This window comes from Chryseobacterium sp. MEBOG06, assembly GCF_021869765.1.
Classification (GTDB): Bacteria; Bacteroidota; Bacteroidia; order Flavobacteriales; family Weeksellaceae; genus Chryseobacterium.
Genome location: NZ_CP084580.1, coordinates 1,580,379 through 1,601,454 on the forward strand (window position 1 = coordinate 1,580,379; position 21,076 = coordinate 1,601,454).

Below are 21,076 nucleotides of genomic sequence, written 5' to 3' on the forward strand. Positions count from 1 at the left end.
CAATAAAAAAAAGCGCTGAAAATAAATTCAGCGCTTTTTTTATGCTTCAGGAGTAAGTGTTTTTCTTTCCCCGATTTGCTGGCGCCACATGGCGTAATAGAGTCCTTTTTCGGCAATCAGGTTATTGTGAGAACCTGTTTCTACCACTTGTCCGCGTTCAAGCACATAGATTTTGTCCGCATGCATGATCGTACTTAGACGGTGGGCAATGAGTACCGTAATTTGTTCTTTTTCTTTTGAAATATCTTTTATCGTAGAAGTTATTTCCTCTTCCGTAATACTGTCCAGTGCTGAAGTCGCTTCATCAAAAATCAGCAAATGAGGTTTTCTTAAAAGAGCACGTGCGATAGCAATTCTTTGCTTTTCACCGCCACTCAGTTTCAGGCCGCCTTCTCCGATCACGGTTTCTATCCCTTTTTCAGCTCTTTCCAGCAGTGCAGTACAGCTCGATTTTTGCAGAGCAACAGCCAATTCCTGTTCGGTAGCCTTAGGGTTTACAAAAAGAAGATTTTCTTTAATTGTTCCTGCAAACAGCTGAGTATCCTGAGTTACAAAACCAATCTGATTTCTCAGTTCATCAAAATCAAACTCTTTACCATTAATTGAATTATATAAAATATCTCCTTCCTGAGGTCTGTAAAGTCCTACCAGTAATTTTACCAGCGTACTTTTTCCGGAACCGCTGGGTCCTACAAAGGCGATAGTTTCCCCATTTTTAAGATCAAAAGAAATGTTATTTAATGCTTTATATTGAGCAGACTGATGTTTGAAAGAAACATTTTTAAATTCTAATTCTTCAATAGCACCAATCTGTTTGGGATGTAGAGGTTTTTCTTCCACTTCTTTTTTCATTAACCGGTCGAAGTTTTGAAGAGAAGCTTCAGCTTCACGGTAAGAAATAATGATGTTTCCGATTTCCTGCATCGGCCCGAAAATGAAGAAACCATAAAACATAAGAGACAGATACTGCCCCGGAGTAACAATGCTTTTAAAAATTAAAAATAAAAGAGTCAGGGTGATCATCTGCTGAAGAAAATTAACCATTGTCCCCTGAATAAAACTTAAAGAACGGATACTTTTAACCTTTCTGAGCTCAAGTCCGAGAATCTTGTAGGTATTATTATTTAAACGGAGAACTTCCTGATTGGTTAATCCTAAACTTTTAACAATTTCTATATTTCTTAAACTTTCTGTGGTGCTTCCGGCCAGAGCAGTTGTTTCTGAAACAATATTTTTCTGAATCACTTTTATTCTTTTACTCAATAAATTCGTGATAAAGGCAATCAGGAAAATTCCACAGATATATACCGGCATAATAGACCAATGAAGGCGGATGGCATATACAGAAACGAAAATAATGCTTACTAAAATTCCAAAGAAAATATTGATAAAATTGGTAATGAATTTTACAGAATCCTCTCTTACTTTCGTTAATATAGACAAGGTTTCACCACTTCTCTGATCCTCAAACTCCTGAAATGGCAGTGCCATTGAATGACGCAGCCCGTCTGTGAATATTTTAGCACCAAACTTCTGGGTAATAACACTTACCACATAATCCTGAAAAGCCTTGGCAATTCTGCTTACCATTGCCGTTCCGATAAGTAGTCCCAAAAAATAAAACGCACCGTGGTAAATAGAAGTCCCGTATAAATATTCATCCAGATTTCTGGGTAAAAGTTTTTCCTTATCAAAAAAATTAGGATGAGTTACCAATTGATCAAGAATATTTCCTGTAATGGCTGGGGCAAATAAAGAAAAAACCTGATTTACAGTAGCAAGAAACAAGGAAATGGCAATCAGCCATTGGTAAGGTTTAAGATATTTTAAGAGTATTTTCATTCTAATAAATAATGTTGCAAAATTACAGATATTATTTTAACTAACAGTGTTAATTGTTAAGTGGGAATAAAGCCTTTTGTATTCAAGTGAAAATAATTAAATTGCACTCTAAGTTTTTATTATGCTTACAAAAGAACAAATTGCCAAAAGAATTTCAAAAGAACTGAAAGATCGTTATTATGTAAACCTGGGAATCGGAATTCCTACTTTAGTTGCCAACTACGTTCCGGATGGGATTTCCGTAGAATTCCAGAGTGAGAACGGAGTTTTGGGAATGGGGCCTTTCCCTTTCGAAGGTGAAGAAGATGCTGATATCATCAATGCCGGAAAACAAACAATTACTATTTTAGAAGGAGGCTCATTCTTCGATTCTGCTTTCAGTTTCGGGATGATCCGCGGTCAGAAAGTAGACCTTACCATTCTTGGAGCAATGGAAGTTTCAGAAAACGGAGATATTGCCAACTGGAAAATCCCCGGAAAAATGGTGAAAGGAATGGGTGGTGCCATGGATTTGGTAGCTTCTGCTGAAAATATCATTGTTGCTATGATGCACGTGAATAAAGCCGGAGAAAGCAAAATCCTGAAAAAATGTACACTTCCTCTAACAGGAGTAAACTGTGTGAAAAAAGTTGTAACTGAATTAGCGGTACTGGATGTTACTCCAAATGGATTTAAACTGGTAGAAAGAGCACCAGGCGTTTCAGTAGAAGACATTATCAAAGCTACAGAAGCAGAACTTATTATTGAAGGAGAAATTCCTGAAATGCAATTCTAATCAGACTATAATAAATAAAATATCCGGCCTCACAAAGTGAGGCCGGATATTTTATATGACATAGGAAATGGGAGCGTTAAGAAAATTCTCCTGTCCGAAGCGCGAGACCAGCTTAGAACAGATTAACCCATACAGAATTCGCGCAAGTTTAGAATTTTTAGGGAACAGAATTTAATTTTAGCGGAGAGGTCCAGATCTTGAATTTTTGTTTCTTTTGTTTCAAGACAAAAGAATTTAAAACAAAAAAAGGAACTGTTTCATCAATGAAACAGCTCCTTTTATACTTTAACGGTTAGTATGTCATCTAACTTCTAACGTTTTATTTATTTCCTATCCTGAGCTCCAAAAACCTTCTGTAAAATACTTGTCGTTCTCATCGCAGGTGTATTTCTGATTCCGCTCTCTTTGTCTGCTACCATTTTGAAAACCCCATTGATGGTCTCCGTTGTAACATATTCATTCAGATCTGTGGTAACAGATTGTCCTGTAAAAGTATTGTATTTTGAGATCAGGTTCTTCCATACCGTGTCAGCACCTACTTTTCCTAAAGAAGCCTTTACTTTAGGCTGAAAAGCATTAAACAGCTGAGTCTGGGTTTTCCCCTGAAGATAGCTGGTTGCAGCATTATCATTTCCCAGCAGGATATTTTTAGCATCAGTAATCGTCATAGAAGTAATAGCGCTTGTAAAAATAGGGGCAGCTTGTGTTACTGCATCTTCAGCGGCTCTGTTCAAAAGCTTTACCCCTTCATCAGCAAGACTTCCCATGCCGATAGAACGTAAGGTGGTATCAATTTTTCTTAGTTTTTCAGGCATTAAGATTTTTACCGCCTCATTTTTAAAAAAGCCATCCGTTACGGCCAGTTTCTTTACACCATCTGTTACTCCAATATTTAAAGCTTCCTTCAATCCGGATGAAATCTGTGTTGAGGTAAGACTTCCAAGGTTTATAGGAGAACCTGTAGAATGGGCGGACGGAGTAGTGGCTGTTGCAGATGCTGTATTACCCGTTGTTTTTGCCGGAGTATTAAGATCTACACCAGTTTTGTCTTTAACCGTAGATTTTATCATATCTAAAAGCTGTGCCTGGGTAGACATTGAGAATAACAAACCGGCTGCCACAAAAATGTTTTTTTTCATCATATTTTTTTACAAATTTAAACGTTTTATTTTTTTAAGTCATCTATACTTATCAAAAAATAAACCATATAATTTAATACAGTGTAAAAAAATTAAAAGCTTTTGTGACTTTAATGATTAAAAACTTATAAAGAGTTTTAGAAAATAATTATCTTAGCTAAAACCTTTAACTGCATCCAATGATAAGAGCCTTGTCAGTTTTTTTCGCATTAATTTCAACCCTAATGTTTGCTCAGAATAAATTGAACTTAATTCCTTATCCTCAAAATATAAAGCTCAATGAAGGAAATTTTACGATTCCTAATGTTTTGCTTGTAAGTAGTGAACTTCCTAAAAATGAAACAGACTATTTCAAAAAAAGGATAGCCTCAGTATTACAGTCTAAGGATTCAAAGAATGCTGATGCTCAACTGGTCTATTCGCAACTGCCAAAAGGAGCTGCAGGAGAAGAAGAGTTTTATATTCTGGAAGTTTCACCTAAGCAGATTCGTATTCAGTCTTATACCCGGCAGGGATATTTTCTTGCCCTTCAGACACTGAGTCAGCTGCTTGAAGAATATAAAGATGTAAAGAAGATTCCGGCTTTAAAAATTGAAGACCAGCCGAATTTTGCATGGAGAGGAATGCATTTAGATGTATGCCGTCATTTTTTTACAGTAGATGAGGTGAAGCAGTATATTGATTATCTGGCGATGTACAAACTGAATACTTTTCACTGGCACTTGACAGATGATCAGGGATGGAGAATTGAAATAAAAAAATATCCGAAACTGACTCAGATCGGTTCAAAACGTAAAGAATCAATGATCGGGGCATATGTAGACAATACTTTTGACGGGAAACCTTACGGCCCTTATTTTTATACCCAGCAGCAGATCAAAGAGGTTGTAAAATATGCTCAGGACAGACATATCACCGTTGTTCCGGAAATAGAAATGCCGGGACATGCTTTGGCCGCTCTGTCAGCATATCCGGAGCTGGCCTGTACAAAAGGGCCTTTTGAAGCTGCAACAAAATGGGGCGTTTTTGATGATGTATTCTGTCCGAAAGATGAAACATTTACATTTTTAGAAAATGTTCTGGATGAGGTTATACAGCTTTTTCCATCTCAATACATCCATATTGGAGGTGATGAATGCCCGAAAACCAGATGGAAAGAATGTGCTCACTGTCAGGATCTGATCAGGAAAAATAATTTAAAAGATGAACATGGCTTACAGAGCTATTTTATCCATAGAATTGAAAAATATGTAAACAGCAAAGGCCGGAAAATAATCGGATGGGATGAGATCCTGGAAGGAGGTTTAGCTCCTAATGCAGCCGTAATGAGCTGGACGGGAGTGAACGGAGGTATTGAAGCCGCAAAATCTAAACATTTTGCCGTCATGACTCCAGGGGCTTACTGTTATTTTGATCACTATCAGGGAGATCCTCAATCCGAACCTAATGCTTTTGGAGGCTTTACCCCTTTGGATAAAGTATACTCTTATAACCCTGTTCCTTCTGAATTGAATGCAGAGCAGGCAAAATATATCATGGGGGTTCAGGCCAACTTGTGGACAGAATATATTTTAGACTTTAAGCAGGTACAATATATGATCTTTCCAAGATTAATGGCACTTTCTGAAGTAGGATGGGGAACCTCAGACCCTGAGAATTATAAAGACTTTGAAAACAGAGTCATCACCCAATTCAAAGTTCTGGATAAAATGAAGGTAAACTATGCGAAAAGTATTTACAATATCTCCGGAAAAGTAATCCCTGCAAATAATGGTATTGATTATGAGCTGTCAACTTCTCAGAGTTCGAGCGGAATAAGATATACGCTGGATGGAACCGCTCCTTCTCTGAATTCTAAAATATATCAGGGCCCAGTTCCGATTCCCAGCTCCTTAACAATTAAGTCAGCTTATTTTGAAGACGGGCAGTTGAAAAGCGCTGTTTCTACCCAGGAATTTACAATTTCAAAAACGACCGGAAAAAATATAAGCCTTGAACAGCAACCAAGTGAAAATTATTCCTTTGGTGGTGCTTTTACCCTTGTAGACGGAATAATCGGCAATACCAGACAACTGGGCAAAACATGGCTTGGCTTTCAGGGGAAAGATGTGATCGCAACAATAGATTTCGGACAGAAAACAGTTTTTTCAGAAGTTTATTTTAATACTTTAGAGAATAAAGGAAGCTGGATTCATCTCGCAAAATCTGCGAAAATTTTTGTTTCCGATGATAATAAAAACTTTAAATTGATCAAGGAGATCAGCAAAGAGGAAATTCAGAATGCTAAAGGAAAGATCAGGCTGAATGTAGGAACTCAGAATGCAAAATATCTGAAAGTAAACATAGAAAACGCAGGAATTATTCCCCCAGGAAACCCGGGAGCAGATTCCAACGCATGGCTTTTTGTTGATGAAATTGGCGTTAATTAAGTAAGATTACAGTAAAAAATGAAGAATACTATACTTTCTTCAGAGTTTTCTTCGTCACCGGAGCTGGTAGAGAAGCTGTACCAGTATGGCACAACAAAGAGCTATCACGAGGGAGACATTATTTTAGACGAAAATGCTTCTATCCGTTCCATTCCTATCGTGATGAAAGGAATGCTAAAAGTCATCAGGACAGAAGAAGACGGACGTGAAATTCTGCTCTATTACATCAAAGCGGGAGAAAGCTGTATTATGTCTTTTCTGGGTGGAATGCACAACGAAAAAAGTATTGTAAGAGCTGAAATAGAAGAAGATGCTGAAATCCTTTTTTTACCGGTAGACAAGGTTTCTTTATTTATTAAAGAACATCCGGAGTGGCTGGATTATATTTTCAGACTCTATCATAAACGATTCGAAGAACTGCTGGATATTATCAATGCCATTGCTTTCAAAAAGGTAGATGAAAGACTCCTGAACCTTCTTCAAAAAAAATCTGAGCTCACCGGCTCTGAAACTATTCACACAACCCATGAGCAGCTTGCCGGCGAGTTGGGAACTGCCAGAGTAGTCGTATCCAGACTCCTTAAACAACTGGAAACAGTAGGAAAGCTGCAACTGGGAAGAAATAAAATTATTATTCTGAAAAATATCAATTCATAATACAGTTTTTTCATTAAAGCTACTCATATTCCACCTTGTGGCGGTAAACCCAAGATTTAGCGGGGTGGTTTAGCGATGCGAATTCTTATCATAAACATTTTTATAGGGTTATTATCATGAAACTCCATGCATCATTGATAGGTCCATATTTTTCTTATGTAACAAAAGTAGCAGTAGCAGAAAAAAGAAAACAGGAACTTTACAAAAAGTTCAGGACCATTTTCTGATGTGTAAGATCAAAGTTTTAAATAAATTTATATAAAAAAAATGTTGGAGATCATAAAAGAACCATGGCCCTGGTATATTGCAGGTCCGTTGATTGGCCTTACCGTTCCCGCTTTGCTGATTATGGGAAACAAATCCTTTGGAATCAGTTCCTCGCTGAGGCATATATGTGCCTCCTGTATACCGGCTGATGTGCCCTTTTTTAAATACGATTGGAAAAAAGAATCCTGGAACCTATTCTTTGTGCTCGGGATTTTTTTCGGTGGAATGATTGCCGCCAGTTTTATGCTTAATCCGGCTGAAATAAAAATTAATCCCAATCTGAAAACCGAACTGGCAGGCTATGGAATTACAGACTACAGCAATCTGGTTCCGGTCCAACTGATGAATTTTGAAAGTCTGCTGACCCTCAGAGGGTTTATTACGATGGTCGTCGGTGGGTTTTTGGTGGGCTTTGGAACCCGGTATGCAGGAGGATGCACCAGTGGACATGCAATCATGGGACTTTCCAATCTGCAATGGCCTTCCCTGGTAGCAACGATCTGTTTTATGATGGGAGGTTTTTTTATGGCAAATATTATTCTGCCGGTGATTTTATCCCTATAAGTATAATTTTAAAGAGCATTTGAAATAATGATAAAAGAAAATGATAAAAGCTGTCAGAATACTGCTGGTATAAATGAAAGTAATACTAACCGTCAATGGTACTATAACCTGAAATATCTTGTTGCGGGTATCTTGTTCGGAATTATTTTTGTGAAAGCAGAAGTGATCAGCTGGTTCAGAATACAGGAAATGTTCCGGCTGCAGTCCTTCCACATGTACGGAATCATTGGAAGCGCAGTGCTGGTAGGAACGGCTTCCGTATGGATTATTAAAAAATTTAATATAAAAACAATAGATGGCGAACCTATTACAATCACTCCTAAAAAATTTAATAAGGGCCAAATTTATGGCGGATTAATATTTGGCTTTGGATGGGCTGTTACAGGAGCCTGTCCGGGTCCGCTCTTCGCTCAGATCGGGACAGGAGCGTTGGCTGTATCGGTTACACTTTTGAGTGCCATTGCAGGAACCTGGGTGTATGGATATTTTAAAGATAAACTGCCCCATTGATCATAATAAAGGGATTTCATATTCAGGTGTAATTTTGTGCTTCATAGAATGTCAGTTTCCTGGCCACAGGACATAAAAAAGCCGTTTTTTTTATTCTAAAATTCCAAAAAGACTGTAGATGATTCTTCTACAGTCTTTTTAGTTTTTGTAACCGCTGGAAAATTGCTAATTTGTAAGCCTAATAAACCTGACATGCAAAGTAGACGAAACTTTATAAAAAGAACAGCAGCAGCTTCTCTTGCACTTGCTGTAAACCCTTTAGAATTAATAGCTTCTGAATTTCCGGAAAACAATAAATTTGAAAATAAACCCATTGTACTTTCTACCTGGAATTTTGGATTAAAAGCCAATGAAGAAGCATGGACTATTCTCGGAAAGGGAGGAAAAGCCTTAGATGCAGTTGAAAAAGGTGTTCGTCTTGTAGAATTAGACCCCAAAGAAAGAAGTGTCGGTTATGGCGGCCGGCCGGACAGAGATGGCAGAGTCACTCTGGACGCCTGTATCATGGATGAAAATTATAACATAGGTTCAGTAGCATGTCTGGAACATGTGAAAAATCCAATTTCTGTAGCCAGAGCCGTCATGGAAAAAACGCCTCACGTTATGCTGGTAGGAGATGGAGCCTTACAGTTTGCCCTTTCACAAGGCTTTAAAAAAGAAAATCTTCTTACCGCCGAATCAGAAAAAGAATGGAAAGAATGGCTGAAAACCAGTCAGTATAAGCCCATTGCCAATATTGAGAATCACGATACCATAGGAATGATAGCTTTAGATGCCCAGGGTAACCTTTCCGGAGCCTGTACAACCAGCGGAATGGCCTTTAAAATGCACGGCAGAGTAGGTGATTCCCCGATAATCGGAGCAGGCCTGTTTGTAGATAATGAAGTAGGGGCTGCTACGGCAACCGGTCATGGCGAAGAAGTGATAAGAACAGTAGGAACACATCTTGTTGTTGAGTTGATGAGGCAAGGCAGAAACCCGCAGGAGGCTTGTAAAGAAGCGGTAGACAGAATTGTAAAAATTACTCAAAGAAGAAACAAAAATTTAAAAGATATTCAGGTTGGTTTCATTGCCATCAATAAAAAAGGAGAATATGGTTCTTACTGTATTCAGGACGGGTTTAATTTTGCCGTTTATGATCAGAAAGGGAACCGTCTTGAAAAACCGGAATTTGCTTTGAAATAAGCTGAGATCAAAATAATAATATTCTTATAACCAATTCATAACAAATATTAGATTAAATAGAACGGACTTTAGCCCGGGTACCCATTTACATCAGAATATATGAAAAAAACGATAATAGCTTCCTTATTTTTAATTGTAGCATGCAAGCAGGAAAACAAGGAGAAAGCAGTACAAACCAAGCCTCAGGTGAAAGAAAATGTAGTTGTAGAAAATAAATCCAGGGATTCTGAAGAAGCAAAAAACTGGCTGGAGAAAAACATTGAAGAGTATTTCAAAGATGACCTTGGAAATGAGGAAAAGAATATGCAGAAAATGACAACCAGAGATTATTTTGATTATAAAACAGATGCAATGAACGTTGATCTGGATGTAGATGGCAGTCTCACTGAAAAGGAGTTTCAGGATAAATGGAAAGATAAGTTTGATACGTCAAAAGCCGGAACAGGTGTTGGATTCTTAATCACAGGACAGGATTGGAATGAGATAAAGGTAACAAAATGCCAGCTGATTTCTGACGGTGATAACAGTTATTTATTTGACGTTATACTTACCGATAAAGAACTAAAAGCTGAATACCCGGTTAAAGTGAAGATTATAAAAGAAAACAGCTCCTTTTTAATTGCAGACGTAGTACAGTAAGAGCCGAAATAGAATTAAAATATACAGAAATTAAAATGCCAAAAATAGAAATAGCCTGCTTTAATCCTGAGTCAGCGATTATTGCTTTCGAAAATGGAGCAGACAGAATAGAATTATGTGCTGGTCTCAGTGAAGGAGGAACCACTCCGGAATTTGAAACCACAAAGAAACTTCGTGACAAAATAGATATCCCGATTTTTGTAATGATTCGTCCACGGGGAGGTGATTTTACCTATTCAGAAACAGAATTTGAAAAGATGAAAAACGATCTGGTTCATTTAAAGACTCTTGGTGTTGATGGTTTTGTTTTCGGCATTCTGGATGAGAATGATGAGGTCAGTATGCAACAGAATAAAGCTTTGATAGAGCTTGCTGCGCCGCTTCCCTGTACCTTTCATCGTGCTTTTGACAGAGCTAAAACACTGGAAGATTCCTTAGAGAAAGTCATGGAATGTGGTTTTAAAACAATTCTTACGTCAGGTCAGAAACCCAATGTATCTGAGGGAAAAGGAAACCTGAAAAAACTGGTTGAACTAGCCGGTGGAAGAATAGAAATTCTTGTAGGAGGCGGTCTCCGTTCCTCAAATATTGAAGAATTAAGAGCGTTTACAAAAGCGGATTATTTCCACTCTTCTGCTATTACAGATGGCGGTGCTTTTGCCAATCCTGATGAGGTGGTTGCCCTTAAGAATAAATCATAAAACAAAACATACGATTGGAATTCAATCCGGTTTTTTCATTCACAGGCATTAGCCTATCTGAAACGAAATGACATACTGCATAATTTTAACGGTAGACCAATTAAGGACGGAGTCCACAGCATTGTAAACAAACTATTGATGAATAAAATACTACTTTTTGCGTTGCTTTTCAGTCAGAATATCATTTTTGCACAATTTTCAGAAAGAAGCTTATCCTCCGAAAACTGGCAGTTCAGAAACCCGAAGCAGAAAAACTGGTTTCCGGCCAAAATACCGGGAACTGTTCATCTGGACCTGATGAATAATAAACTGATTCCTGATCCTTTTAAAGATGAAAATGAAAAGAAAGTACAATGGGTAGAAAATGAAGACTGGGAATATCAGACTACCTTCAGCGTTTCGTCACAGGAACTAAAGAAGGAAAATATAGATTTGATTTTTAACGGACTTGATACCTTCGCAGAAATTTACCTGAATGGAAAACTGTTGAAAAAAACAGATAATATGTTTAGGAAATGGAAGGTTCCGGTAAAAAACTATCTGATAAAGGGAGATAATCTATTGCAAATCAATTTTAAGTCTGCTGTCAGTACCGGAAAAGAGCTGGCAAAAGCAGTTCCCTTTACAGTGCCTGAGTCACCAAGAAGTTTTGTAAGAAAAGCACAATACCAGTTTGGCTGGGACTGGGGACCAAGGCTTGTAACAGCAGGAATATGGAAAGATATTAAGATTGAATACTGGAATACCGCGAAAATAGAAACCCTGAAGATTGAGCAGAAGAATATAGCCGATAAAAAAGCAGACCTGGCTCTTCATACTTCAATTGTGGCAGGCAAAGCAGGGAGATATAACCTTATCTTGAACGGTAAAGAGAATACCATTTCATTGAAAAAAGGACAAAACAGGATAGATATCCCTTTTACCATTCATAATCCAAAACTTTGGCAGCCAAACGGAAGAGGTGAACCCTATTTGTATGATATACAGGTTTCCTTACTCAAAGAGGCAAAAGTACTTTCAGAAAAGAACCAAAAGATGGGTTTAAGAACAGTAGAGCTGATTCAGGAAAAAGATTCAAACGGAAAATCCTTTTCCTTTAAGGTGAATGGAAGCCCACTCTATATCAAAGGGACAAACTGGATTCCTGCAGATAGTTTTTCACCAAGAATTACGAAAGAAAAATACCAAAAGCTGATCAAAGATACCAAAGATGCCAATATGAATATGATTCGTATTTGGGGAGGCGGGATTTATGAAGATGATGAATTTTACAAAGCCTGCGATGAAAACGGAATTTTGGTGTGGCAGGATTTTATGTTTGCAGGAAGCTTTTATCCCTCAGATGAAGAATTTTTAAACAATGTAAAAGAAGAAGTGAAAGATCAGGTGAACAGACTTCAGAACCATCCGTCCATAGCCTTGTGGTGTGGAAATAATGAGATTGATGAAGCGATTGTCAACTGGGGATATCAGAAGCAGTTCAGGTATTCAAAGAACGATTCACTACAGGTTTGGAAGGATTATAAAAAGCTGTTTCATGATGTTATTCCTGCTGCCTTAAAAGAAAATCTTACCGCAGATAAAAATATCTATTGGCCAAGTTCTCCATCAATCGGGTGGGGGCATAAAGAAAGCCTTACAGAAGGAGATTCTCACTATTGGGGAGTCTGGTGGGGAGAACAGCCCTTTGAGATTTATAACGAGAAAGTAGGACGCTTCATGTCTGAATATGGCTTTCAGGGAATGCCTACCCTTGAAACTGCCAAATCAATGTTTTCCGGTACTCCGGAATTAAGGGTGGAAAACTCAACGGTCAAAGCTCATGAAAAACATTCCAGAGGCTGGGATATTATTAATGAATACTTAAAGCGTGATTACAAAATCCCCACTGACTTTGTGAAATACAATTATGTTTCCCAGCTGCTGCAGGCCCGCGGAATGCAGATTGCCATTGAAGCTCACCGCCGTGCAAAGCCTTACAATATGGGAACTTTATATTGGCAGCTCAATGACTGCTGGCCCGTGGTTTCATGGTCTTCCATTGATTATCTTGGGAACTGGAAGGCATTTCACTATCAGGCTAAAAGAAGCTTTGAACCTATATTGATATCCGTAGCAGAGACTGATAAAAACTATGATATTTACTTTATAAGTGATTTGCTTAAAGATTTGAAGTTCAGTTTAAAAATAGAATTGATTGATTTTGAAGGGAAAAAGCTTTGGGAGAGCAGGAAGTCCGGTGACCTGAAGGCAGATGCCAGTGAAAAAATATCGAGCATTACAAAATCACAGTTAGTCCAATTTGACACATCAAAAGCTGTTTTAAAAATCACCTCTGAAAATGATTTAAAATATGAAAAACTGTTCTTTTTTAATAGACCAAAAGATTTAAAACTTTCAAAACCTGACATTACAATCAGAAAAATATCTCCGGTGGAGATAGAAGTATCTGCAGATGTTCTGGCAAAAGATGTTTATCTGATTGGAAATACTCATTTCAGTGATAATTTTTTCGATCTCCTGCCTGGATCATCCAAGAGAATTACCCTTTCAAAACCTTTAGAAAAAGTTGAAGTGATGAGCCTGTGGGAAGTCATGAACAACTAAAATTATTTCCGGATTTTAGGCTTCTGGAAATCTGGAAGGGTTGATATGTAAAAGAAACTTTTACTAACCCCCTATTATTCCTGCTTTAATAGAAATCATACCCGAGAAAATATAAATTTTACTCTTCCAACTCAAAAATCAGCCGTAAATTTGCATCATATTTCTTTATAGTTATGGTAAATTTTGTTCTGATTGCAGTTTGCATTATTGCAGGAATGATATTCAAAGCAACAAAATCTATCCACCCTGATGCCCACAAGGGGATCAATACCTGGATTCTTTATCTTGCTCTTCCGGCAGTTTCTTTTAAATACCTGCCTAAAGTAAAATGGACAACGGAAATGCTGTTTCCTATTGCAGCTACTTTTTTAATTTCTGTATTTTGTTTCTTCTTTATGATGTTTTACAGCAAGCGCAAGGGGTACTCAAGGCGTTCAAGAAGCAGTTTAGAACTGGCAAGTGGTTATAGTAATACTTCTTTCATCGGATTTCCTCTGATCAGTGCTTTTTATGGAGAAGGGCTGCTGAGTATTGCCATTATCTGTGACCAGACTATGTTTTTTGCCCTTTCTACATTAGGAATTATAGCAGCTGTAAAAGGAGGAAGCAGATCAGGTAAGGTAAGTGCTGTATTTATTTTAAAAAGACTGGTAACCTTTCCACCGTTAGTGGGCTGTATCTCTGCTTTAGTGTTGTCACAATTTATAGATTTTACAGCTGCAGAGCCTTTCTTTGATAAGCTAGCTGCCACAGTAAGCCCCTTAGCTTTATTTTCAGTTGGACTGCAGCTAAAATTTAACGGATGGAAAAAACTGATCCCGCAAATGTCTATGTCTATGCTTTATAAATTGATTCTGGCTCCGGCAATCGTTGTGGGACTGGCTTTATTATTTGGCATCAAAGGGGATATTGCAAAAATTACCATCTTTGAAGCAGCAATGCCTACCCTGATTACTTCAAGTATCATAGCAGAGCAGTTCAGACTCAATACAAAACTTATCAACCTGATCATTGGTGTCAGTATTATTGTAGGATTTTTTACTTCTGCGTTTTGGTATGAGGTGACTCAGCTTTTATTTTAGCTTAAAGTCATAAAGGAAAATGGAGTCAATATTATTCTGCCACTGTTCAAGAGAAAGACTGTTGCTTCCAACGGGCATAATGGAGGTTGAAGAATATAAAGGAGATCCTTTTAACCTGATTTTAGCTTTAAAAGTCATTTGCTTTCCGGTTTTTTGTACTGTTTTAAGTATGAAATACGGATTATTCATCATTTGTGCTTCACAAAAGGTAAATTCAATACTGTTATCAGTTATTTTATCTTTTTCAAAATTTTTCAGAACTTTCATCATATCCGGTTTATCACTGATACTTTGTTCATCAGTAATTTCAAAACCATTGATAGTATTACCTTCTATATGAGTTTTTAGGAGCAGTTTTTTTCCAATTGGAATTGTTATCTCAGTCTTTTTTATAGCTGTTTTTTCCTGTGCCTGAATAATTAATAAAAGAAACAGGAAGAACAGAGACAATACTTTTTTCATGGTTATAAAGTTTTAATTGAAAATATTGGTTTTTAAAAGAACGATAAAAATATAAATAATTGCAATTCTGTGAAGAAAAATCTAATTTTACACTTTAAAAAATTCCCTTGCAATACGCTCAAATTGTTTTACCACTGAACCTGAAAGGATCTTTTACCTATAAAGTTCCTGAAGAACTGATATCTGAAATACAACCCGGAATGCGGGTATTGGTACCGTTTGGAGGAAAGAAGATTTATACAGGAATTATATTTGAACTTCATAACAATGCCCCTGAGAATTTTGTCGCAAAGGATGTGATCAGTATGCTGGATGATAAGCCAATCCTTCCTGAGGAACAGATTCGTTTCTGGAACTGGCTTTCGGACTATTATCTGTGTAGTCTTGGGGAAATTTACAGGTTTGCTTTTCCTTCCTCATTAAAGCTGGAAAGTGAAACCTATCTAAAACTGAAACCAGGTGCTGTTATTGATTTTGAAAATCTGGATGTGAGTGAAATGTACCTTATTCAGGCACTGGAAGTTCGGCAGCTGATTAACCTTACAGATATTGAGGCTTTTATTCCTAAAAAAGAGATTATTAAAACCATCAACTCACTTATTGACATGCAGTATATTGAGATTGATGAAAAAATTGCTGAAAAATATAAAGCGAAAGAGGTTTCCTATGTAAAAATTAATGATGAGGTTTTGAGGAACCAGAATCTTACAGAAATTCTTTTAAAACTTAATAAAGCTCCCAAACAGAAAGATCTTTTCCTTTTGATTCTGGAAAAACAAACAGAACATCCGGATATTCATATTAAGAAAGCCGGACTTTTTGAAGATGGTTACTTTGGAAGTTCTCACTTCAAAGCGCTTGCAGATAAAGGCTTTGTGGAGGAATATTATATGCAGAAGGACCGTATAGAAAGCTATGAAGGAGAGATTGAAGAACTTGAAGAACTTTCCGAACAGCAGAAAATAGCTAAATCCGAAATTGATGAAGCCTTTGAAGAGGGGAAAAATGTTCTGCTTCACGGAGTAACTTCGTCTGGAAAAACCCATATTTATTTAGAGAAAATAGAAGAATGTATACAACAGGGAAACAATGTACTGTTTTTACTTCCCGAAATATCTCTTACTAAACAGATCACCCAGAGATTAGAAAAAAAATATGGCAGGCAGTTGGGATTCTACCATCAGAAGCTGACTGATTTTGAAAAGGTGGAAGTATGGAGAAGAATTAAGCAGAATGATATCCGTGTTCTGATTGCTACCCGTAATGCTTTGTTTTTACCTTATCAGAATTTAGGTTTGATTGTTGTAGATGAAGAACACGATTCTGCATACAAACCAAAAGAAGTATCTCCTTATTTTAATGCTAAAGATGCAGCATTGGTATTGGGAGGGCTTTATAAGGCGGGAGTGATCCTTGGATCTGCAACCCCTTCTGTGGAAAGTTATTACAGAGCCCGAAAAGATAAGATAAAATACGTATTCCTGAATGAAAGGTTCGGGGAGGTCAGTCTGCCGGAATATGAACTTATCAATTTCAAGGAAGCTCACGAGTCTAAAAAAGTTTCCGGCAATTTCTCTTTAAGGCTTATTGAAGAAATAAAGAAGACAGTAGACGAAAAAAACCAGGCTATTGTCCTTCACAACCGTCGTGGCTATTCTAATGTAATAGAATGTGAAAGCTGTGGATATGTGAACTATTGCTCCAATTGTGATGTGGTGATGACTTACCATAAGGCAGCTAACGAGATGAAATGCCACTACTGCGGACAAAAAGCTTCAAAACCTAAGACATGCCCTAAATGCCAATCCGAAAATTTAAATGAAAGAGGCGTTGGAGTAGAGCAGATTCATGAAGAAGTTTCTAAACTTTTTCCCGAAAATGAAGTGGATAGAATGGACATAGATTCTATGCGTAAAAAATTTGCTTACGAAAAGCTGTATGAAAAGATAGAAGATAGAGAGACTGATATCATTGTAGGAACACAAATGATATCTAAAGGACTGGATTTTGACCATATTGAACTGGTAGCGATTCCAAAAGCAGATTCTATGCTGTATGTACAGGATTTCAGGGCAGAGGAAAGGGCCTATCAGCTGATCACACAGGTTTCCGGAAGAGCAGGAAGAGTATCCGGAAAGGGAAAAATTCTGATTCAGACTTATAATCCTGAACATTCCGTATTTCAGCTTATTAAGATGAACAATCCGGCGAAGATCTATAAATACATTCTTACAGAGCGCCAGAAATTTCACTATCCGCCATTTACTAAGCTTATTATGATTGAGCTGAAGCATATCAGAGATGAAAAGGTAGACCGTGCTTCTCAGTTTCTGGGATCTATCTTAAGAAAATATCTGCCGGAAGATTGTATTTTGGGACCGGAAAGGGCCCAGATTGCAAGACTGAATAATGTATATCAGTTTCAGATTTTGCTTAAGCTACCGAGGGGTAAAAATTATGAGAAGTTTAAGGATCTGGTTTTGATAAGTCTAAAAGAATTTGACGAAATCACTGCTTATCAAAGCGTTAAAAAAGGGGTTTTTGTGGATTTTTAACAATTTTTAACAAACTTTACAGTCTTTTATAAGCTGGCTATAGGCTTTTGTATGACAATAATTTCTACTTTTGGACGTTGATTAAGTGTTTGGCTTTTTTATTGAATGATTTAACTTATCATTTTTTATAGAGTCAAAACTATAGAACAAAAAGAAGATAGATGGTAAATTACAGAAAATATATTTCAAGTGTAGCGGTGTTGGCTTCCGGTTTTTTCCTGGCTCAGTCTACCGTTTCTACCGTTCTTTATTCTCAGAATTATGACAATCAGAAAAGCAGTTTACATCTGCCCTCACCGGTTAGTTCGGTGGTGGAAAAAGCTGTTTTGTCAGCAAAAGAACTTGTAGATATTAATGTAAACACAATGATGGCAGATCCTGTGCTGAAAAATGCAAGCTGGGGATTCGTTGTGTATGATCCAAAAACGAAGAAAGTAATCTCTTCGTACAATGAAAATACTCCTTTGGTTCCGGCTTCTACTACTAAATTATTGACTACAGAAACCGCAATGAATCTGTTGGGCGAGAACTACCGCTGGATGACCCAGCTGGAGTATTCAGGAACTGTGGATGAAAACGGAGTTTTAAATGGGAATCTTTATGTAATTGGAAGCGGGGATCCTTCGTTAGGAACCAACAAAGCAGGAGCTTCATCTTACAGAGACATTATCTCAGATTTCATAGGAGGTGTTTCAAGAGAGGGAATCAAAAAGGTAAATGGTGATATTATCATTCAGACAGCGCTTTTCAAAGGCAATATTTCAATGCTTCCGGAAAATGTTGTATGGTTGGAAAACAATAATTACTACCTGCCTGCAGGAACAACTCGTGGAATAAACCCTGCAAATGAAAAACTGATCGTTAAAAAAGGAGGTTTCTCTACAGAAAAGAAATTTTTCTACGTTTCTCCTTATGCCCATCAGATGGTATATGCTGAAAAATATGAAGGAGACGGAGTATTGACAACCAAACTTCCGGATGCACCGGCTTACCTTGCTAATTCTTTCAGAACGACTTTGGTAAAAAGCGGAATCCCTGTTACCGGAAAGGTAACTCCAAAAATGACAGATGCAGCACCAGAGAACAGAAAAATGCTTTCAGCGTATCAGTCTCCCACTTTAGGTGATATTATTTATTATACAAATCAGCACAGTGACAATTCATTAGCTGAGTCTTTGCTGAAAACTGTAGGATTCCAGAAAATAGGTGATCAGACTTCAGAATCGGGAAGAATAGTAGTAACAGGACATCTGAAAGATGCCGGCTTTGACATGTTGGGCCTTAATTACATTGATGGAAGCGGGCTTTCAAGAAGTAATAATGTGACTCCTATTTCTCAGGTGAAGTTTCTAACTTCCTTAATGGATCAGAAGTATTACAGGTCTTATCTCACTTCTTTGCCAATTGGCGGACAGTCTGGAACTTTGAAAAGAATGTTCATCGGAGGAGGTAATGGTCAGATATTTGCTAAAACGGGAACTTTAAACAAAGTAAAAACACTGGCGGGTTATCTAAAAACCAATTCCGGAAAAACATTGGTTTTCTCCCTAATGGTCAATAATTATTCCGGATCAGTAGATATGGTGAAGAAAAGAATGGAGAAAATTCTTGAACCGGCACTGGAACTTTAATTTTTTTTTATTTTATATATTATAATAGCCTTTTAATCATTGATTAAAAGGTTTTTTTTATATTTGGTTAAATATTTTCTAAGCATGACAAAATTGTACCTTTTGATATTGGGATTTTTGATATCCCAACCGTTCTACGGCCAGAAACAGGATCAAAACATTGATATGAAAGGTTTGATTGAAAAGGAAAAGAAGTCCTTTACTCACAAAATGAATATAGGGAACGTGAATGCCAATACCCTGAATTATGACCTGCAGTACCAAAGAATGGACGTTACCCTGGATCCGGCAGTTTATAATATTTCAGGTTCTGTAACTTCTCACTTTAAACCTACACAGAATATGGGAAGCATTTATTTTGACCTTTCCAATACACTGACGGTTTCGCAGGTGAAATATCACGGATCGAATATCACCAGCTTTCAGCAGCTTTCCACAAAGGAATTAAAGATTGATTTTCCGGCATCTATTCCGGCCAATACATTAGATTCTCTTACTATATATTATTCTGGAGCCCCGTCTACAGGTAATGATGCTTTTAAAACAAGCCTTCAGGGAGGAATACCTGTTCTTGCGACTTTAAGTGAGCCCTATGGGGCACAGGACTGGTTTCCTACCAAGCAGAGTATGAATGATAAAATTGACCGATTTGATTTTAAAATTACAACACCTCAAAACTATAACGTAGCAGCCAACGGGAAACTGATGTCAGAAACTTTTCCTACAGGAAGTACAAAGCTTACCTTCTGGAGAACGATGTATCCTACACCCGCTTATCTGATTGCACTGGCTATTACTAATTTTGTTAAACTGACTGATACAATCGGAAACCCTCCGTTTCCTTTTGTCAACTATGTCTATCCATCTACCAGTTCCAATGCAACAAGTATGGCGAATATTACCTGGACAAAGCAGGTAATGAATACTTTTGAGACCTATTTTGGTGAATACCCGTTCCGTAACGAAAAATACGGTCATATGGAATTTATGTATGGAGGAGGAATGGAGCATCAAACGATGTCTTCTCTGGGAGGCTGGAGTAAAACTCTTATTGCTCATGAGCTTGCCCATCAGTGGTTTGGAGATAAAGTTACCTGCGGGGCATGGAATGATATCTGGCTGAATGAGGGGTTTGCCACTTTTGGAGAACACTTGGCCAATGAAAAACTACTGATGCCCAATACAGATTTTATGAATTACCTGAATGGGCAGATCAGTTATATTACCGGAAGTCCCGGGGGAAGCGTTTATGTTCCGGATAGCGGACTTTCAAGTATCAACAGAATTTTCGACAGCAGGCTTACTTATGCAAAAGGAGGTTATGTTCTGAGAATGCTGAAGTGGATCTTGGGAGATGCCGCTTTTTACCAGGCGCTTAAAGAATACCATGCAAGGCCTGCTCTTGCTTACAATTATGTAAGGACTTCAGACTTTAATACTTCATTACTTCAGTCTACAGGAAAAGATTTTACTGAGTTTTTTAATGATTGGGTGACTGGCGAAGGATATCCTACTTATGCTATCAAATGGCAGCAATCTGGAACTCAGACTTTGTTTAAAGTTAGTCAGACACAAAGTAGTCCTACTGTCAGTTTTTTTGAAATGCCTCTACCTGTTAAAGTAATCGGAACGGCTGGGCAAACTGCTTATTTGGTGCTTAATAATACTTCCAATAACCAATACTTCCAGGAGTCTGTATCTTTCCCGATTGCAAGTGTTCAGTTTAATTATGAATACCAGATTCTGGAAAAAAACTCTACCGTGACTCAGGATAATACATTAAGCATATCGTCAGTTGAGAAAGATAACTTTGGCTTATATCCGAATCCTGCAAAAAATGAATTATATATAAAGGGAATTAATAAGACTGTTGAGTTTTCCATTCATGCTCTTGATGGAAAACTGGTAGGAAAAGGAACGTATCAGCCGGGTAAGGCAATAGGAATCTCAGAATTGGTTCCGGGCGCTTATATTTTTACGGTTGATGAGAAAAATATCAAGTTTATTAAACATTAATGATTTCTGACAAGC

The 21,076-nt window shown here is 37.5% G+C and carries 16 protein-coding genes; 13 read left to right on the forward strand and 3 right to left on the reverse strand.

What is annotated here, in order from left to right:
- Positions 1-39: 39 nt before the first annotated feature.
- A complete protein-coding gene (locus LF887_RS07315) occupies positions 40-1,842 on the reverse strand; it encodes an ABC transporter ATP-binding protein (protein WP_236858303.1) in 1,803 nt (600 codons plus the stop codon).
- Positions 1,843-1,963: 121 nt separating this feature from the next.
- On the opposite strand from LF887_RS07315, the gene LF887_RS07320 reads away from it, so the two are divergent.
- A complete protein-coding gene (locus LF887_RS07320; RefSeq protein ID WP_236858306.1) occupies positions 1,964-2,617 on the forward strand; it encodes a CoA transferase subunit B in 654 nt (217 codons plus the stop codon).
- Positions 2,618-2,940: 323 nt separating this feature from the next.
- Here LF887_RS07320 and LF887_RS07325 read toward each other — a convergent pair whose 3' ends face one another.
- A complete protein-coding gene (locus LF887_RS07325; RefSeq protein WP_236858308.1) occupies positions 2,941-3,759 on the reverse strand; it encodes a DUF4197 domain-containing protein in 819 nt (272 codons plus the stop codon).
- Positions 3,760-3,980: 221 nt separating this feature from the next.
- On the opposite strand from LF887_RS07325, the gene LF887_RS07330 reads away from it, so the two are divergent.
- From LF887_RS07330 to LF887_RS07370, 9 genes are all read left to right on the forward strand, one after another.
- Entirely contained in the window at positions 3,981-6,185 is a 2,205-nt protein-coding gene (locus tag LF887_RS07330; protein WP_317207791.1) for a family 20 glycosylhydrolase, read from the forward strand.
- 18 nt (positions 6,186-6,203) lie between these two features.
- Positions 6,204-6,842, forward strand: coding sequence for a Crp/Fnr family transcriptional regulator (locus LF887_RS07335; protein ID WP_236858318.1), 639 nt, complete (start codon positions 6,204-6,206; stop codon positions 6,840-6,842).
- Between the two features lie 267 nt (positions 6,843-7,109).
- Positions 7,110-7,673: a YeeE/YedE family protein gene (locus LF887_RS07340; protein WP_236858320.1), complete on the forward strand. Its 564-nt coding sequence runs from the start codon at positions 7,110-7,112 to the stop codon at positions 7,671-7,673.
- Positions 7,674-7,700: 27 nt separating this feature from the next.
- Positions 7,701-8,183, forward strand: coding sequence for a DUF6691 family protein (locus tag LF887_RS07345; protein ID WP_236858333.1), 483 nt, complete (start codon positions 7,701-7,703; stop codon positions 8,181-8,183).
- 192 nt (positions 8,184-8,375) lie between these two features.
- The gene (locus LF887_RS07350; protein ID WP_236858345.1) at positions 8,376-9,368 is read left to right on the forward strand and encodes an isoaspartyl peptidase/L-asparaginase family protein; all 993 of its coding nucleotides are present in this window, start codon (positions 8,376-8,378) and stop codon (positions 9,366-9,368) included.
- Between the two features lie 99 nt (positions 9,369-9,467).
- Complete coding sequence (locus tag LF887_RS07355; RefSeq protein WP_236858347.1) at positions 9,468-10,007, forward strand: hypothetical protein; 540 nt, start codon at positions 9,468-9,470, stop codon at positions 10,005-10,007.
- A gap of 35 nt (positions 10,008-10,042) precedes the next feature.
- Positions 10,043-10,708, forward strand: coding sequence for a copper homeostasis protein CutC (locus LF887_RS07360; RefSeq protein ID WP_236858349.1), 666 nt, complete (start codon positions 10,043-10,045; stop codon positions 10,706-10,708).
- 138 nt (positions 10,709-10,846) lie between these two features.
- Positions 10,847-13,315, forward strand: a complete 2,469-nt coding sequence (locus LF887_RS07365; RefSeq protein WP_236858351.1) for a beta-mannosidase — start codon at positions 10,847-10,849, stop codon at positions 13,313-13,315.
- A gap of 173 nt (positions 13,316-13,488) precedes the next feature.
- The gene (locus LF887_RS07370) at positions 13,489-14,397 is read left to right on the forward strand and encodes an AEC family transporter (protein WP_236858353.1); all 909 of its coding nucleotides are present in this window, start codon (positions 13,489-13,491) and stop codon (positions 14,395-14,397) included.
- On the opposite strand, the gene LF887_RS07375 is transcribed toward LF887_RS07370, so the two are convergent.
- Entirely contained in the window at positions 14,389-14,859 is a 471-nt protein-coding gene (locus tag LF887_RS07375; RefSeq protein ID WP_236858355.1) for a hypothetical protein, read from the reverse strand. The two genes, LF887_RS07370 and LF887_RS07375, sit on opposite strands and share 9 nt — an antisense overlap.
- A 107-nt stretch (positions 14,860-14,966) precedes the next feature.
- Between LF887_RS07375 and priA the strand changes: the two genes are divergently transcribed.
- The 3 genes from priA to LF887_RS07390 all read left to right on the forward strand — a co-directional run bounded on the left by priA (position 14,967) and on the right by LF887_RS07390 (position 21,061).
- Positions 14,967-17,414 carry a primosomal protein N' gene (gene priA, locus LF887_RS07380; protein ID WP_236858363.1) on the forward strand — a complete coding sequence of 816 codons (2,448 nt, stop codon included), beginning with the start codon at positions 14,967-14,969 and terminating at the stop codon, positions 17,412-17,414.
- 161 nt (positions 17,415-17,575) lie between these two features.
- Positions 17,576-19,045: a D-alanyl-D-alanine carboxypeptidase/D-alanyl-D-alanine-endopeptidase gene (gene dacB, locus LF887_RS07385; RefSeq protein WP_236858371.1), complete on the forward strand. Its 1,470-nt coding sequence runs from the start codon at positions 17,576-17,578 to the stop codon at positions 19,043-19,045.
- An 84-nt stretch (positions 19,046-19,129) separates the two neighbouring features.
- Positions 19,130-21,061, forward strand: a complete 1,932-nt coding sequence (locus LF887_RS07390; RefSeq protein ID WP_236858379.1) for a M1 family metallopeptidase — start codon at positions 19,130-19,132, stop codon at positions 21,059-21,061.
- Positions 21,062-21,076 lie beyond the last annotated feature (15 nt).